Genomic DNA, 15,603 nt, shown 5'->3' with positions numbered 1-15,603 from the left:
GACCTACCGCAACCATTCGTCCAGGTTGCAATCGTTGAATCCCAGCGGCACCACGCGCCGGATGAAATTGCGCTCAAACTCCGGGTCGCTGATTCCGGCAAATTTCATGTAGCCTTCGATGCGCGCGGTGAGCTGGGAACAGCTTTCGGCGCTGCGGTAGCCGGTCGGAACGTTTCCCGAATAGCCGTTCATCGTCTTCCAGCCCAGTTCCTGCGCCAGAAGCATCGCGTCCAGTTCACTCTGGTAGGCCGGCTCATCGCTCCGGCTTACCAGCAGCAGAACCGGATCCTGCGGGACCGAATCGGGGATCTGGGCGCGGAGCGCTGTCAGGCGGGCCTGCGCCTCGGCCTTGGAAATGGTGCTGTGGGTATACAGGGCCGATTCTCCGATCAGCAGGACCGCGAACAGCGCCAGGGCCGCGTTTCCCCAGCGGGGTGTAAATAAGGGCGGCTTTTCGAGCCCATCCAGCACACCCGCCAGGTACACCGAAAGCGGGAACATCAACACCAGTTGGACCCGCGTCAGCGAACGCAAACTGCCCATTCCGGGCAGGCTCCAGATAAAACGATACAGCGAGAAGCCGTTATAGTAGAACGTAACGATTACCAGAACCATGGCCGCGCCCAGAAAAGCCACAACCAATCGACGGTTGCGCTTCAAAAGAAACGGGCCGGCCAGCAGCGAGATCACCAGCGCAAAACCGGGGAATAACTGGTGTTCGTTGAGCAGGGAGAAATCGGTCAGGTAAGGTTTCAGAAAGCTTCCGCCGCGGGTAACCCACTCCCAGACCAGCGAATTTTGAGCCAGCAGATAGCTCTGCCAGCGCGGCAGCGTTTCGGTCACTTCGTTCCAGGGCCTTGAGAAATAATAGAGACGGGTTACCTGGAAGTAGGGCAGCATCAACAGCCCGGCTGCCAGGACGGCCCCGCCGAACAACAGAACGGCTGCCGCCTTTTCGCGCGGTCTGGCAGCCCGCCACGCCTGGCGCAGCCGTTCGGGCAGACTCCAGGCGATTCCCCGGCGACGCCCGGCCAGATAAAGACAGATCAGCACCGCCAGCAGCGCAAGCAGGAACATCCCCAGCAGAATGCCCAGATAAATGCTCAAGTAGAGCTGCCACGCCGTCCAGAAGGCGACCCCGGCAAGCGTCGACAGGCGCGGCTGTTGAAAGAATTTCCACAGCAGGTACGCGGCAATCGGGATGGCAAAGCGGAAAGCCAGTTGGGCATGCCCCTCCTGCGCAAGGACCGGCAGCCCAAAGGTAAAGAAGAAGGCCCCCAGGGCAGCGCTCACGGGTTTGAACTTCACCCGCGCCAGCACCCCGGCGGCGGCGGCATAATTGAGCGCGAAGCTCAACAGGTACCAGCCCTGAAACGCGCTCTCCCGATCCAGTCCCAACCCGCGCAGGAGCGCGTAAAAGGGCGCTGATCCCAGCAGGTTATCGCTGAAGGCGATGGTGTTCGGGTAGGGCGCGAAAAAAGGCGCGTTCCAGTAGTCCGGCTCCAATCCGCAGAGCCAGCGGTAGAAATGCTCGAGAACGTAATTATTGAAGCGCCCATCCCCCAGATCACCGGGGAGCCGGGACAGGTCGAGTCCCAGGGGTCGAAGCACGACCAGCCAAAGCCCCACCAGGAAGGTGATGATGAAGGGCAGCGCTTTTTGGAAAGTTAAACGTCTTGCATTCATCTGAAAAATAATATGAATTACACGTTCATCGGTAAACTCGTAAGGATTGTTTGCATTACACCACCATACCAGGAATAAGGCAATGGTTGGGCGGTTTTGAGTCGCCCCGCCCAACCTGCGCTGGCTACAACAATTCCTTCAAGTATCGGCCGGTGTACGAACCGGACGTCTGAGCCACCTGCTCGGGCGTGCCCTCGGCAATCAAGCGGCCGCCGGCCGCGCCGCCTTCCGGCCCCAGGTCGATGACCCAATCGGCCGTTTTGACCAGTTCAAGGTTGTGCTCCACCACCAGCACCGTGTTGCCTGAATCCACCAGGCGCTGCAGAACGCCCAGCAGACGGGCGATATCGGCCAGGTGCAGGCCGGTGGTCGGTTCGTCCAGTAAATACAGCGTGCGCCCCGTGCCGCGCCGGCCCAGTTCTTTGGCCAGCTTGACACGTTGCGCCTCGCCGCCGGAGAGCGTGGTGGCCGGCTGACCGAGCTGAAGATACCCCAACCCGACGTCGGCGAGCACCTGCAGGCGCGAGCGGGCGGCGGGCACGTTCTGGAACAGCGCCAGGGCCTCTTCTACGGTCATCTCGAGCGCCTCCGAGATATCGCGGCCGCGGTAGCGCACCGAAAGCGTCTCGCGTGTGAAGCGCCGCCCGTGACAGGCTGGGCAGCGCACCTCCACGTCCGGCAGAAAGTGCATCTTGACGGTCAGCACGCCGGCGCCCTCGCAGCGCTCGCAGCGACCGCCCGGCACGTTGAACGAGAAATGCCGGGCTGTCAGGCCCAGCCGGCGCGCCTCAGGCTCCGCCGCAAAAGCGGCCCGGATGGCGCTGAACGTGTCCGAATAGGTGGCCGCGTTCGAACGCGGGATGCGCCCGATGGGTTCCTGGTCGATGGTAACGACCTTATCCAGATATTCGCAGCCGTCAATCGAGTCGTGCTCGCCGGGGGCGTCGCCGCCCGCGCCGTAGAAGCGCTGACGCAGGGCGCGGTCGAGGACGTCGAACACCAGCGAGGATTTTCCGGAGCCGGAGACACCCGTCACCGCGATCAACAGCCCGAGCGGCAGGCGCACGGTGATGTTCTGCAGGTTGTGCTGGCGCGCGCCGCGGATGGTGATGGCCCTGCCGTTCGGCTGGCGCCGGCGCGGCGGCACGGGGATGGAAATCCGCCCGGCCAGATATTGCCCGGTGAGCGACTCGGGGCAGGCGGCCACCTCGGCCGGCGTCCCGGCCGCCACCACCTGCCCGCCGTTCTTGCCGGCTCCGGGACCGAAATCGATCACATAATCGGCGGCGGCAATCGTCTCCAGGTCGTGTTCGATGACCAGGACCGTGTTCCCCAGGTCGCGCAGGCGCCGCATGACATCGATCATCCGGCGCGTGTCGCGCTGGTGCAGCCCGATGGTCGGTTCGTCGAAAACGTACAGCAGGCCGCTCAACCCCGAGCCGAGCAGGGCCGCCAGGCGCAGGCGCTGGGCTTCGCCGGCCGAGAGCGTCGGTGAGGAGCGGTCCAGGGTCAGATAGCCGGCGCCCACCTCCACCAGGCGCGCAATGCGCTCCTTCAGGTCGGCCAGGATGGAGGAAGCAATGAGCATCTCGTCCGGCGTAAACACGGCCGGCAGCCCCGCCAGCCAGTCGTCGATTTCGCCGAGCGAGCGGCGCGAGAGCTCGACGATGTTGGCTCCGTTGACGGTCACGGCCCGACTTTCGGGACGCAGGCGCGTCCCGTGGCAGTCCGGGCACTCCTGGATGATCAGCAGTTCCTCCACTTTTTCCCGATAATCAGGATCCTGGATGTGTTCGGCGTAACGGCGCAGCAGGTTGGTGGCGATGCCCTCGAAGCGTCCCTGGCGCACGGTGGGCGGCGGTTCGATCCCGGGAAAATGGCGCCGGAAGATGGGGCTCTCCACGCCGTATAGGAAGTAATCGCGCAGGGGTGGGTTGAACTCTCGCACCGGCTGGGCAGGATCGAACGCAAAGCCGTAATACGCCGCCCCAGTCTGCAGGACGGGAATATGAAAGTCGGTTTGAAAATCGTCCCAGCCGAGGACAGCGCCGTCGCGGATGCTCCGGGTCTCATCGATCAGGCGCTTGAGGTTGGCGTGATGGACCACACCCAATCCGGTGCAGGTCGGGCAGGCGCCGTCCGGTTTGTTGAACGAGAAATGGGCCATGCCCAGCTCCGGGATGGGCGCGCCACACTGCGGGCAGGGAAAGGTGCCTTCCGGCGCGGAATCATCCTCGTCCACGCCGGCCTCGCCCGCCCATTCGGCGTCGGAAGAATCGAAGGATGGGGAGATATCCTTTCCGCAGGTCGGGCAGGGCCGGTGCCCCAGGCGCGCATAGAGGACGCGCAGGTAGGTATAGACTTCGGTGGCCGTGCCGACCGTGGAGCGCGGAGAATGGTTGGTCAGGTGCTGGTCCACGCTGATGGTCGGCGATAGGCCGGTGATGGCATCCACCGGCGGCTTCGACACCCCGTATGTGATCAGACCAAACGACTCCAGATATTGGCGTTGACCTTCTTTGAACAGAATGTCGAGCCCGAGGGTGGACTTGCCCGAACCCGACACGCCGGTCAGGACGACGAGCTGGTTCTTGGGTATGGACAGGCTGATGTTTTTCAGGTTATGCAATCGGGCGCCGCGAATGGTGATTTGAGCAGTCATCGGTTCTCCAGAGGAAAGAAATCGCAGACGGGGAATTCCCATCTTCAGCGTTGATCCTCTTAATTGATTGTATAACCCTGGTGTGCTTAGGGAGGGTTTGATTTTCCGGCCGGCAAATGCTCAAGCGGCCACGCCGCTCTGGTTTGCGATGATCTCCTCGACCAGGGCGATCAGCGTGTGCGCGCGCCGCTCCTCTTCGACGAGGGTCGAAATCCAACGGTCCGAAGCCATGAAGGCGCTATCGTCGGGGTCGGGCGTATCCAGCGCGGCCCGCAAATCCGTCGTTTCGCCGCGGTCGAGCCGGGTCAACATGCGCAAAATGGCCGACAGGCTGTAACCGGCCCGCGAAAGCATGCGGATGACGCGCAAGCGGCCGATTTCCTGCGCCCCATAGCGCCGGTAGCCGTTGGCCGGGTCGCGAGGCACATCGATCAGGCCGTTTCGGTCCCAGTTGCGCAAGATGTCGATGCTGACGCCCAGCAATTTCGCCGCCTGTCCGATCTGGAGCGGCTGATGGGTGGCGTCGACCGGCGCGCCAAATGCCCAGCGCTCGAGCAGCCGGGCAGCCACGTCTGCCTGGTCGCGCTCGGACCGCACCAGGGCCAGATGTCCGTACGCCAGCTCGAGCGTACCCCCCAGGTCGCCGCTGGCGGCAACCTGCACGATGCGCACCCCGGATTTGTAGATCGCCTTCCCTGGATACTGGCCGTTGTACACCAGGTGCGCCAGGCGCAGGCAATCCAGGTGGCGCCGGGTAAAACGCCGGTAACCGGATGGGCTGCGCTCGACCGGCGGCAGGATGCCGCGTTCGGCGTACCGCCGGACCGTATTGGGATGGACGCCGACGATGCGGGCCAGATCGGAGGTGCGCAGGAAATTCGATTTGGATGGCATACTCTCGATTATAGCAGCGGGGCCTGTCGGATACGAATCCGACGCCAATCCGACGCTATTCCACCGGGAACATTTCGCGGGCAATCGACGTCTAAAAATATGGTATGCTAACAATGTTTACCAACCGTCTTTACATTTCCAAATCTATAAAATTGCACCAAAGAGGAACAATATGGCCGAAGCTGATATCGATACCCTCGAAAATAACGAGCATCCACGTCGCCTGCGGTTCGACTGGCTGCTGCCGTTGTTCATTCGCCCGCGCCGCACGCTGGGCGAAATTGCCGAACAGAACCACGGCGTCTGGTTGACGCCGCTGTTGGTGCTGTCGCTGCTGGCAATCATTGCCGTCCTGGTCGCCTCTCCCATCCGCCAGCAGGCCGCGCAAATGGGCAGTGAAACCCCGCAAGATTTTCAGTACTGGTCCGCCGAACAGCAGCAGCAGTACATGGAAGCTCAGGCCAATTCGTCCGGGCCGTTGTTCACCACCGTGTTCCCGGCCTTGACCTCCCTCCTGGGGTTATGGATCAGTTGGTTCCTGTTGGGCGGCATCCTGCACCTGGCGCTCACCCTCACCGGCAGCCGTAGCAGCAGCACCGCCGCGCTCAACCTGGCCGCCTGGGCCAGCCTGCCGTTGGGACTGCGTTTGATAGTCCAGTCCGTGGCTATGCTGGCGCAAAAACAATTGATCGCCGGTCCCGGGCTCTCCGGCTTCATCGCCTCGGACGTCACCGGATTGAGCCTCTACCTGCGTTCCATGCTCAGTTTCGTCGACATCTATTTTCTGTGGATGGTGGCGCTGCTGCTGATCGGCGCCGTAATCATCTCTGGTATGCACCGCACCAAGGCCTGGGTCACCACGCTGGTGGCGGTGATTCTCCTGCTGGCGCTGCAGGCGCTGCCGGGCTTCATCGGGTCGCAATTGAGCGGTCTTTCCAGCGGCGGCACAGGGTTCTTCTTCTTCTAGGCCGCGTCATGACTGAAAATAACACTTTCATCCAAATTCGCGAACTGCATAAGAATTTTACGATGGGCCGCAATATCGTCCGCGCGCTGGACGGGGTGGATCTGGACATTCCGGCCAATTCGTTCACTGTGGTGATGGGACCTTCCGGTTCAGGGAAAAGCACGCTGCTTTACCTGCTGGGGGGGCTGGACCGCATCACCTCCGGCAGCATCCGCATCGATGGCCAGCGGCTGGAAACCATGGACGAAAACGCGCTGGCGGTCTACCGCCGCCGTGAAGTTGGCTTCATCTTCCAATCCTTCAACCTGATCAGCAGCATGACCGCGCTGGACAATGTTTCCTTTCCGATGCGCTTCGCCGGCATCAGCGGCCGGGCGCGCAAGCAGCGCGCGGTGACCCTGTTGAAACAGGTCGGGCTGGAGAAACGCGCCAATCACCGCCCCACCGAACTCTCCGGCGGCCAGCAGCAGCGCGTGGCCATCGCTCGCGCGCTGGTCAACGATCCGCGCCTGATTCTGGCCGACGAACCCACCGGCAACCTGGATACCGGCAGCGGGTACGCCATCATGCAACTGCTTTCCGAATTGCACAAAGATGGGCGCACCGTGGTGGTGGTGACGCACGATATTCGCATGAGCCACTTTGCCACGCACATGCTGTATCTGCTGGATGGAAAAACCGTCAGCGAGGCCGATTACCGCGCCGCTTCGGAATTCAATCCATTCGAGATCCCTGCTGAAGAAAAAACCAAAGAAAAAGCTTGAGGATAGCCTTCATGAACACATCCCGCCGTTTTTCCATGATCCTGATTTCCACCCTGGTGCTGACTCTCCTGTTGGGAGTCACCGGCATTGGCCAGGTCAATGCACAGACTGCTACGCCCGGCCTCGGCCGCGCGCTGGTCTATTTATACGGTTATGCCACCGATCCCGGCACGCTCATGCAGGGCACGAATTTCACCCTCAAGATGGACGTGCGCAACAAGGGCGATTCGAACGCCTTGAACGTCGTCTTCACCTTCACCTCTGACACCTTTCTGCCGCTGCAGACCGGCGGCGTAAAGACGCTTTCGGATATTTCGAAGGATGGTGGTAAGGAAGGTGTGAACCAGCCCTTTATGGTCAACACGGTCAACAAAGGCGCTCCCGCGACCATTGCGGTGGCGGTCAGTTACTCCGATGAGACCGGGGCCAGCTACTCCGAAAACTTCACCATCACGCTGTATGTCTCGGCGGATGCGACCAAGCAGCCCATCTACGGCACCCCGCGCCCCTCGGCAACGCCGACCGCCATTCGCCGCCCGCAATTGGTGGTGAATTCCTACAACACCGATATCGATCCGCTCCAGCCGGGCAGCATCTTCCAACTCGAACTGAATGTGCGCAACCTGGGCAATGCAGACGCGCGCGCGGTGACCATGGTGCTGGGCGGCGGGGTGGTCTCCTCGGATACGGGCACGCCCCAACCCGGCACGCAGGGTTCGAGCAGCGACCTGACCACGTTTGCGCCGTTGGGCAGTTCGAACCTGGTTTTCCTGGGTGACGTCACCGCCGCTCAGGAAATCAAGAGCAACCAGAAATTGATCGTCAATGTCTCGGCCAACCCGGGCGCCTATACCTTCAAGATTTCCTTCGTCTATACCGACCCCGGCGGCGTGCGCTACGTCGACGACCAGGTCATCACCCTGCTGGTCTACAAATTGCCGCAGGTGGAAGTCAGCCTCTATCAAGACCCGGGCGTCTTCTTCGCCGGGCAGATGGGCATGCTGCCGCTGCAGGTAACCAACCTGGGCCGCAGTTCCGCGGTGCTGGGCAATATGAAGATCACGGCTGAAAACGCGGATATCAGCAATAATTCCGCTCTGGTGGGCATTCTGGATGCGGGCGGATATTTCACGTTGGATGCCAGTTTGATGCCCTATCAGGCCGGCCCGCTGGAATTGAAGATCTCGATCAATTACACAGATGACTTCAACCAGCCGCGCGTCATCGAACAAACCCTGACCGTCGACGTCCAGGAAATGCCTGTCGTCGAAACGCCACCGGGCGGTATGCCCGAGGAAATCCCGGCCGCGCCGGAAACCTTCATGGGCAAATTGGTGCGCCTGTTCAAGGGCCTGTTCGGTCTGGGCAGCGAGCAAACCGAACCGGTCAATACCCTGCCAGAAGAAACCATTCCCGGTGGGAAAGAGGTCATTCCCGTCATTCCTGGCGGTAAAGGATAACTAACGATCGCTCCACCCCGGCCCTTTCCATCTTTGCTCGAAAATGAGAAGGGTCGGGATGGGGTGGGGCCTGGAAAGGAAACCGGTATGCGATTCTTCGACCTGCTCAGTTTGATCATCGACAACCTCGGCCGCCGCAAGGGGCGCGTGGTGCTGACGGCCATCGGCGTCGTCATCGGCACAGCCGCGGTGGTCATTCTGGTTTCGCTAGCGGCCGGATTACAAAAAAGTGCCACCAGCCAGTTGTGGGGCGTCAACGATCTTTCGCGCATCGATGTCTCGCCTAATTACGGCGATATGTCCGGCATGGAAGCCGTGAAGGTTGGCGGCGGAGGGGGCGGAGGAAGCAGTTCGTCGGCTTCCGGCCAGAAACTGCTCACGCCCGGCGCCATCACCGATATCGCCGCCATCTCGGGCGTCAAAGCCGCCGTGGCCCGCGATTGGTTCCCGGGCGGGGCCGAAATGCGCGTTGGCAAGTTGATCAACTACCCCTCCATTATGGGCGTCGCCACCGACGATCTGTCGGTCTTCGACTACGAAATGGAAAGCGGCTCGACCGAATTGAGCCGCGGCACCGCCGTCATCGGCGGTTATGCGGCCCGCTCCTTCATGGATCCAAACCAGCGTCCCGGACAGGACCAGCCTACCCAGCCCGATTTGTTGGGCCAGCAGGTCCGCCTGGTGCTGACCAAATGGGATTCGACCGGCACGCCGATCACCAAAACCATCAATCTGCGCATCGTGGGCATCATCAAGGAAAACCGCAGCGAGTCCGACTACATGATGTACGTGCGCATGGACGAAATGACCGCCTGGGCCGAATGGGTCAACGGCACACGCATCAACCGTAACAAGGACGGTTATAACAGCGTGGTGGTACGCGCCGATAGTCCCGACCTGACCATCGACATCGCCCAGCAGATCAACGACATGGGCTATTACGCCAGCACCCCGCAGCAGATGGTGCAGAGCATCAACAGCGTATTCATCATCATGCAGCTCGTCTTCGGCGGCGTGGGCGCCATCGCCCTGCTGGTGGCCGCCATCGGCATCGCCAACACCATGACCATGGCCATCCTGGAGCGCACGCGCGAGATTGGGCTGATGAAAGCCATCGGGGCCACCAACCGCAACGTGCTCAGCATCTTCCTGGGGGAGGCGGCCGGCATCGGCTTCATCGGCGGGGTGGGCGGCGTGGCCCTGGGCTGGGGCGGCGGCGCCCTGCTCAACGTGGTGCTGGCCAATTACCTGGTCAGCCAGGGCAACTCGGTAACCACCCAGATGACCTACACGCCGCTCTGGCTGCCGCTGTTCGCCCTCGTCTTCGCCACGCTGGTTGGCCTGTTCTCGGGTCTCTATCCATCCCTGCGCGCGGCCACACTGGTACCGGTGACGGCGTTGAAGTATGAATAAGAGGGTATTGGGTATTCGTTGATACGGGATCCGTGAAGAGAGTGAAAAGTGAACCGTGAGCGGGAAGAAATCCGCTCACGGTTTTTTTACTTTTCGGAGTAAGGACGTCAGTCCGGATCTCCTCCGCGCTTTTCTTCGTGTTTCATCCGAATACCGTCTCAACGAATTGACGAATACCGACCAGACGATTCACTCTTCACTCATTACTCTTCACCCTTCACTCTTCACGCTTCAACCTTCCCCCTTCACTAACCTTAAAGAATCCAATTCGGCCTCTGACTCGCGTTAAAATGTCTGCACAACCATTCGTGGAGGGATGGCCCATGCAGGCATTAAAGGAACGTATTCAGCGCGAGGGGAAGCTCCTCGGCAACGGTATTCTCAAGGTGGATGGATTTATCAACCACCAGGTGGACCCCGATTTAATGGATCAGTGCGGCGCCGAGTTCGCCCGATTATTCGCCAATGTTGGTGCAACCCGCATTCTCACCGCTGAAATTTCCGGCATTGCTCCGGCTTTGATGACCGCCCGACACATGGGCCTGCCGGTGGTTTACGCGCGCAAGAGCAAGCCGGTCACCATGCCCGATCAGGTCTATCTGACCATCGCGCCCTCGCACACCAAAGGCCACATGGTCGAACTGATCGTCTCGCCTGAATATCTGGGCAAGGGCGAGCGCGTGCTCATCATCGACGACTTCCTGGCCACCGGCGCCACCATTCTGGGGTTGGTGCGCCTGGCGCACGCCGCCGGCGCCGAACTGGTGGGAATCGGTACGCTGATCGAAAAAATCTTCGAAGGCGGGCGCGAATCCTTGAAAACCATGAACGTACCCATCCATTCGCTGGTGACCATCACCGCGATGGAGGACGGGCGCATCGAATTCGCCGAAGAAGATTGAGAAACGCCATGAATGACAGCATCGCCATCCTCGATTTTGGCTCGCAAACCTCGCAGCTCATTGCGCGCCGCGTCCGCGAAGCCCAGGTCTACTGCGAACTGTTCCCCTGGGACGCCCCCGCCGAAAAAGTGCTGGCGCTGCATCCCAAAGGCTTCATTCTTTCCGGCAGCCCGGCTTCCGTTTACGAATCCGGGGCGCCGTTCATCCCGGCCTACGTGCTGGACTCGGGCCTGCCCATCCTGGGCATCTGCTTCGGCATGCAGGCGCTCACCTACGCCCTGGGCGGCAAGGTAGCCGCCGCCACCCGGCGCGAATACGGCCTGGCGCAGGTCGAATCGACCGGCGACAACCCGCTCCTGCCGCCCGGCGAACACCGCGTGTGGATGTCGCACGGCGACCGCATCGAACAGGCTCCGCCCGGCTTCATCTCGCTGGCCCACACCGGCAACAGCCCGGTGGCCATGATGGGCAACCTCGAAACGAAGCGCTTCGGTGTGCAGTTCCACCCCGAAGTGCATCACACCCCCGGCGGCAGGGAACTGCTGCGCCGCTTCGTGGTGGAAGTGTGCGGCGCAAAACCGGATTGGACGCTCGATTCGATCATCCGGGCCGCGACCGACCAGATCCGCGCCAGTGTGGGCGATGAACGCGTGCTGGTGGCCGTCAGCGGCGGCGTCGATTCATCCGTCGCCACCGCGCTGGTCAACCGCGCCATCGGCGACCAGCTCACGGCCGTGTTCGTCGATCACGGCCTGCTGCGGCAGGGCGAACGCGAACAGGTTGAAGCCGCCTTCCGCCGCAGCCTGGGCCAACGTCTGGTGGTGGTGAACGCCATCGAAGACTACATGGACGCGCTGCAGGGCGTGACCGATCCCGAACAAAAACGCCGCATCATCGGCGAGAAATTCATCCGCATCTTCGAAACCGAAGCCAAGAAGGCCGGATCACCGCGCTTCCTGGTGCAGGGCACCATCTACCCGGACGTGGTCGAATCCTCGGCGCCGGATCGCAGTAAGGCCCAGCGCATCAAGACCCACCACAACGTGGGCGGCCTGCCCAAGGATATGCAGTTCACGCTGGTCGAACCGCTGCGCTACCTGTTCAAGGATGAGGTGCGCGCCGTGGGCGAGGCGCTGGGACTGCCCGCCGAGCTCGTCTGGCGCCAGCCCTTCCCGGGGCCGGGCCTGGCCGTGCGCTGCCTGGGCGATATCACCCTGGAGCGCCTGGACACCCTGCGCGCCGCCGACCACATCTTCACCTCCGAGCTGACCGCTGCCGGCCTGCTCAACCGCGCCACGGACGAACCGGACGGCATCTCGCAGGCCTTCGCCGTGCTGCTGCCGGTGCGCTCGGTGGGCGTGATGGGCGATACCCGCACCTATCAGGAGACGGTCGCGCTGCGCGCCGTCACCACCGAAGACTTCATGACTGCCGATTGGGCGCGCCTGCCCTACGACCTGCTGGCGCGCACCGCCAACCGCATCGTCAACGAAGTGGCGGGCGTCAACCGCGTGGTCTACGACATCACCAGCAAGCCCCCGGCGACGATCGAGTGGGAGTGAAGAAGCGATTGGCGATTGGCAATTAGCGATTAGCATTTGGCGATTAGCCAGAGAAAGAGTGAAAGCGCATTCAGTGCGCTTTCTTCTTAATGATTGGGAAATGTCGGCGGTAGGGGCACTACATTTTCCCATCGATCCGGCGGGATTTCTTTGCCAGAGCTTTTTCGATCCGGTGGATATTATTCTTGCAGGAACCCACAAACCCATGGTGGTATTGTTCAAAATTGTTGAGCGCCTTGCGATACCAGACCAGAGCCATTTCTGGGTTGCCGGTTTTTTCGTAATAATGTGCCAGATTTTCAAATTCTACGCCAATATTTTTATCGCTCGTACGCTGCCGGAGTGCAATCGATTCTTCTAATAGCGGCCGGGCTTCATCATATCGATTCAGGTACATCAAAGCGCGGGCTTTTCCGCTGAGTGAACCACTGATCAGCGCCGAGTCGTTGATTTGCTGCCCGATGGATAGTGTTTCATCGTAACACGCGTTTGCTGAGTGTGCTTTTCCTAAGTTATAAAGGATGTTCCCCTGAGTTAGCAATGAATGGCCGGTATTAATCAAGTCGCCACTTTTTTGAAAATAGGTATATGCCTGAATTGATTTCTCCAATGCCAGCCGCAGCAAGCGCATCGATCGGTAGACATTGGCAAGCTGAGCGCGTGCAATAGCCTGGCTTTTATAATTCTTTAGCATTCCATGCAAGAGACTGCAGGCTTCCAATGTAATTGCCGCTTTCAGAGGCTTACCCTGCTGGCGGTAAACTACTCCCATTTCCGACCAGACAATCGCCAGGTGCCAGAAATTTCGACTCCGGATGAGACCAGGTATTGCATCCCTATAAAATTTTAAGGAAAGGTCCAATTTGAACTCTTTCCTGAGAAGCGTGGCTAAATTTATCTGTGCAGATTGCCGATATATACCATTGGTTACCGGTATGATCCTCAGCAATAGAGCTTGGGCTAATTGTCCCTGTCCTTCACGGGTGATCGCGAAACAGGTGGCATTCAACAGATCGGCAGCTTCTTCATAATGTTTCAATTGAAACAACTGCTCATGCCATCCAACGGCTGAGTTGATCGCAAAAAGAAACAAGGACCGATGTTGAGGGTTGTGAGAAAGCCCATCGATTATGCCGTTGGGACCGACCAAAAATGCCCTACGAGCTTTTTCGTTTTCCGGAGGGGTTACTTCCAATAATTCTGCAAATTCAAGAAACCTTTTTTCATAAAATCGGTCAATTAATTGCCGGTAGGTTCGTTTCTCCTCGTCAGCGAGCTTGCTTTCCAGGATCTTTCGAGCTTCTTCGGCGATAATCAAAAATGCCTTGTCATTTTCGAAGCTTACAGAGAGGAGACCTTTTTCAACGTAGGAAATTTGCCAATCCTTAAATACACTTTCTGAAGGGAAGGATAATTCACACTTATTCAGGAAATCGCTAAGCCCCTCGCTTGACAGGGGTTGGATCAAAAAACTAAAACATGCTAATAAATTTACTTCTGAGGGAGGTAAACGATCTAGATATTCACTGAGATCAGAAACGCTTGTTTTTTGTCCTGTCCGGATAGCACTGATGAGGCGTTCGTCAAATGAAAGGTCAGTCATCGAAAAGTCCGATTGTTTTTTTATGATTATATCTGCTTCATAGGATTCGCTAGAGATGATGATTCGCCCAACTTCCCAGACACATCTGCCTTTAGGACGTATCGGTCTCGAACTGATTTCCATTTGAGCTTGGGCTGGGCGAAGCATCCGGGAAGGGAGGTCGATTGCTTCCTTCGACGGTTCCCGGGATGCTATCGCCTTTACGGGAATATCTGCTATGTGGCTGTTCTCCGGGAACAAGAATATCCATTTTGGGGCGTGGCAAAAAGCCGTTCCGAACCTACCCACAATGACTTTTAAATCATACAAAAATAAAACAAAAAAAGAAAATGAAAATGAAATATAAATTGATAATTTCATTTAAAAGTTGGTATTCTTTATCCACCAGGCAGGCACTCAAATGAACTTGATAGAGTGGCGGATTTTAAGAGGCACATTAGTCCAAGCGCTCTTGGAAAATGTCAATTGCCTGATACTGTCACTTCATCAAACGGTTATGTGCTAAAAAGGCCGGATAGCTGGACCTGAGGTATCAAATCTTACATGCCACTTTGTTATTTCAATAAGACCTCAGCCTTCGGTCAGGCTTAATCCGTACAACTAAAACCGGTGGTCATCGACCAGGGTTCTGCGCCCAGCCATTTGATCTCCCCATCCCGGTCCACGGAGAGGAGGACCACCGAATTGACCCAGGGTTCACACGAGCAGCGCGTAAAATGGAACATATTCAGAGTAAAAACGCCCCCGGTTTCGGTGATGTGTGTCCCTTCGACGGGATCCTGGAAATACAGCAGGCTCGGATCCGATTCAAAGGTGAACTGTGCGGTCAAACCGGTCCTCATCTCGATGTATGTCAACGCCTGGTCCGGGGTATCAATCGGTAGCAGCAACGTTTTTAGCTCAGCGGGTGTTTGGATGAGCCTGTAAGCGTCCTTATCTTTCACGATGTAGGCGACATCTCTCCGGAAGGCGCAGTAGCGGCGATAGAAATTTGCTGCCTGCTCCGCGCTGGTCTCTTCCAGCGGATTTTGACAGATTGCCAAGAGCTGAATATCAGGGTCCAGACCGGCGTCATCCATTTCCGGAACCACCAGCTCCGCACAGTCAAAATCCAACACGGGGCTGCCCGCAGTACACTCGATGGTCCAGGGTGACTTCTGGGCACAATCTGCCTGGGAAAGCGCTGCGGAGAGATCTTTCCGGGCCGGCGGCGGGGGATAGGCGATAAAACGGGGGACGTGATCCAATACCTGAAGCGGCAAATGCTGTCCCCAGATCGGCATATCGACCGAATAGGAAGGGGGCAAAGCAGGGGTTGCTTGCGGATCGTAAACCAGGCCGTAAGACTCCATGTCCTTTGGCGGGTTGGTCAGCCGGATCAGATATGCAGGCAGGCTCGCCTCCACCGTTGGCGTCGTGGTCGCGGCGGCAGTTGCGGAAGGGGATACCCTGGATGGGGGTATAACCGCTGTACGGGATGGGACCAAAGGGATTGCGGTTCTCTCCGCATTCACAGCGGGGACATCGGTTGCCAGGTTGGGCCAGGAACAGGCTGCCAGGTAAAGCGTCAAGGCAGCCACCCCGATGATTGAAAGCAGGTTCTTTTTCATGGCTTCCAACTTTTACGTTGCCCGGATGGGGTCTGGTATCCAGGTGCGCCATCCGGTGCGGGAGACCCAAATCGGATTTC

At 59.1% G+C, this 15,603-nt stretch carries 11 protein-coding genes; 6 read left to right on the top strand and 5 right to left on the bottom strand.

The genetic code is table 11. From position 1 onward, the window contains the following. Positions 1-3: 3 nt before the first annotated feature. The 3 genes from LARV_RS03305 to LARV_RS03295 all read right to left on the bottom strand — a co-directional run bounded on the left by LARV_RS03305 (position 4) and on the right by LARV_RS03295 (position 5,242). Entirely contained in the window at positions 4-1,686 is a 1,683-nt protein-coding gene (locus LARV_RS03305; protein ID WP_152031678.1) for a hypothetical protein, read from the bottom strand. 124 nt (positions 1,687-1,810) lie between these two features. After that, complete coding sequence (uvrA, locus tag LARV_RS03300; protein WP_075072298.1) at positions 1,811-4,348, bottom strand: excinuclease ABC subunit UvrA; 2,538 nt, start codon at positions 4,346-4,348, stop codon at positions 1,811-1,813. 120 nt (positions 4,349-4,468) lie between these two features. Then, positions 4,469-5,242, bottom strand: a complete 774-nt coding sequence (locus LARV_RS03295; RefSeq protein ID WP_075072297.1) for a MerR family transcriptional regulator — start codon at positions 5,240-5,242, stop codon at positions 4,469-4,471. A 172-nt stretch (positions 5,243-5,414) separates the two neighbouring features. On the opposite strand from LARV_RS03295, the gene LARV_RS03290 reads away from it, so the two are divergent. The 6 genes from LARV_RS03290 (at position 5,415) to guaA (ending at position 12,310) form a co-directional block, all read left to right on the top strand. After that, the gene (locus LARV_RS03290) at positions 5,415-6,209 is read left to right on the top strand and encodes a YIP1 family protein (protein WP_075072296.1); all 795 of its coding nucleotides are present in this window, start codon (positions 5,415-5,417) and stop codon (positions 6,207-6,209) included. Positions 6,210-6,217: 8 nt separating this feature from the next. After that, positions 6,218-6,973 (top strand): ABC transporter ATP-binding protein, encoded by a 756-nt coding sequence (locus LARV_RS03285; protein ID WP_075072295.1) that lies wholly within the window; start codon positions 6,218-6,220, stop codon positions 6,971-6,973. 11 nt (positions 6,974-6,984) lie between these two features. After that, positions 6,985-8,433: a COG1361 S-layer family protein gene (locus tag LARV_RS03280; protein ID WP_075072294.1), complete on the top strand. Its 1,449-nt coding sequence runs from the start codon at positions 6,985-6,987 to the stop codon at positions 8,431-8,433. Positions 8,434-8,520: 87 nt separating this feature from the next. Beyond that, positions 8,521-9,846: an ABC transporter permease gene (locus tag LARV_RS03275; RefSeq protein WP_075072293.1), complete on the top strand. Its 1,326-nt coding sequence runs from the start codon at positions 8,521-8,523 to the stop codon at positions 9,844-9,846. 323 nt (positions 9,847-10,169) lie between these two features. Continuing rightward, a complete protein-coding gene (gene xpt, locus LARV_RS03270) occupies positions 10,170-10,748 on the top strand; it encodes a xanthine phosphoribosyltransferase (protein WP_075072292.1) in 579 nt (192 codons plus the stop codon). An 8-nt stretch (positions 10,749-10,756) separates the two neighbouring features. After that, positions 10,757-12,310 (top strand): glutamine-hydrolyzing GMP synthase, encoded by a 1,554-nt coding sequence (guaA, locus tag LARV_RS03265; RefSeq protein ID WP_075072291.1) that lies wholly within the window; start codon positions 10,757-10,759, stop codon positions 12,308-12,310. A gap of 118 nt (positions 12,311-12,428) precedes the next feature. Here guaA and LARV_RS03260 read toward each other — a convergent pair whose 3' ends face one another. Together LARV_RS03260 and LARV_RS03255 are read right to left on the bottom strand one after the other, a co-directional pair. Beyond that, positions 12,429-14,273, bottom strand: coding sequence for a tetratricopeptide repeat protein (locus tag LARV_RS03260; protein WP_075072290.1), 1,845 nt, complete (start codon positions 14,271-14,273; stop codon positions 12,429-12,431). A 227-nt stretch (positions 14,274-14,500) separates the two neighbouring features. Next, positions 14,501-15,523: a hypothetical protein gene (locus tag LARV_RS03255; protein WP_075072289.1), complete on the bottom strand. Its 1,023-nt coding sequence runs from the start codon at positions 15,521-15,523 to the stop codon at positions 14,501-14,503. Positions 15,524-15,603 lie beyond the last annotated feature (80 nt).

The sequence above is a fragment of the Longilinea arvoryzae genome (genome assembly GCF_001050235.1).
In the GTDB taxonomy this organism is placed as follows: Bacteria; Chloroflexota; Anaerolineae; order Anaerolineales; family Anaerolineaceae; genus Longilinea; species Longilinea arvoryzae.
The sequence above is the reverse complement of the archived record's forward strand: the minus strand, read 5'-3'. Positions and strand labels throughout refer to the sequence as shown.

Excerpts from the sequence above, each read along its gene's own strand:
- LARV_RS03255 (WP_075072289.1), bottom strand. The coding sequence starts at position 15,523 with ATGAAAAAGAACCTGCTTTCAATCATCGGGGTGGCTGCCTTGACGCTT.
- LARV_RS03290 (WP_075072296.1), top strand. The coding sequence starts at position 5,415 with ATGGCCGAAGCTGATATCGATACCCTCGAAAATAACGAGCATCCACGT.
- guaA (WP_075072291.1), top strand. The coding sequence starts at position 10,757 with ATGAATGACAGCATCGCCATCCTCGATTTTGGCTCGCAAACCTCGCAG.
- LARV_RS03275 (WP_075072293.1), top strand. The coding sequence starts at position 8,521 with ATGCGATTCTTCGACCTGCTCAGTTTGATCATCGACAACCTCGGCCGC.
- LARV_RS03285 (WP_075072295.1), top strand. The coding sequence starts at position 6,218 with ATGACTGAAAATAACACTTTCATCCAAATTCGCGAACTGCATAAGAAT.
- LARV_RS03280 (WP_075072294.1), top strand. The coding sequence starts at position 6,985 with ATGAACACATCCCGCCGTTTTTCCATGATCCTGATTTCCACCCTGGTG.
- LARV_RS03295 (WP_075072297.1), bottom strand. The coding sequence starts at position 5,242 with ATGCCATCCAAATCGAATTTCCTGCGCACCTCCGATCTGGCCCGCATC.
- LARV_RS03305 (WP_152031678.1), bottom strand. The coding sequence starts at position 1,686 with ATGAATGCAAGACGTTTAACTTTCCAAAAAGCGCTGCCCTTCATCATC.
- uvrA (WP_075072298.1), bottom strand. The coding sequence starts at position 4,348 with ATGACTGCTCAAATCACCATTCGCGGCGCCCGATTGCATAACCTGAAA.
- LARV_RS03260 (WP_075072290.1), bottom strand. The coding sequence starts at position 14,273 with ATGAAATTATCAATTTATATTTCATTTTCATTTTCTTTTTTTGTTTTA.
- xpt (WP_075072292.1), top strand. The coding sequence starts at position 10,170 with ATGCAGGCATTAAAGGAACGTATTCAGCGCGAGGGGAAGCTCCTCGGC.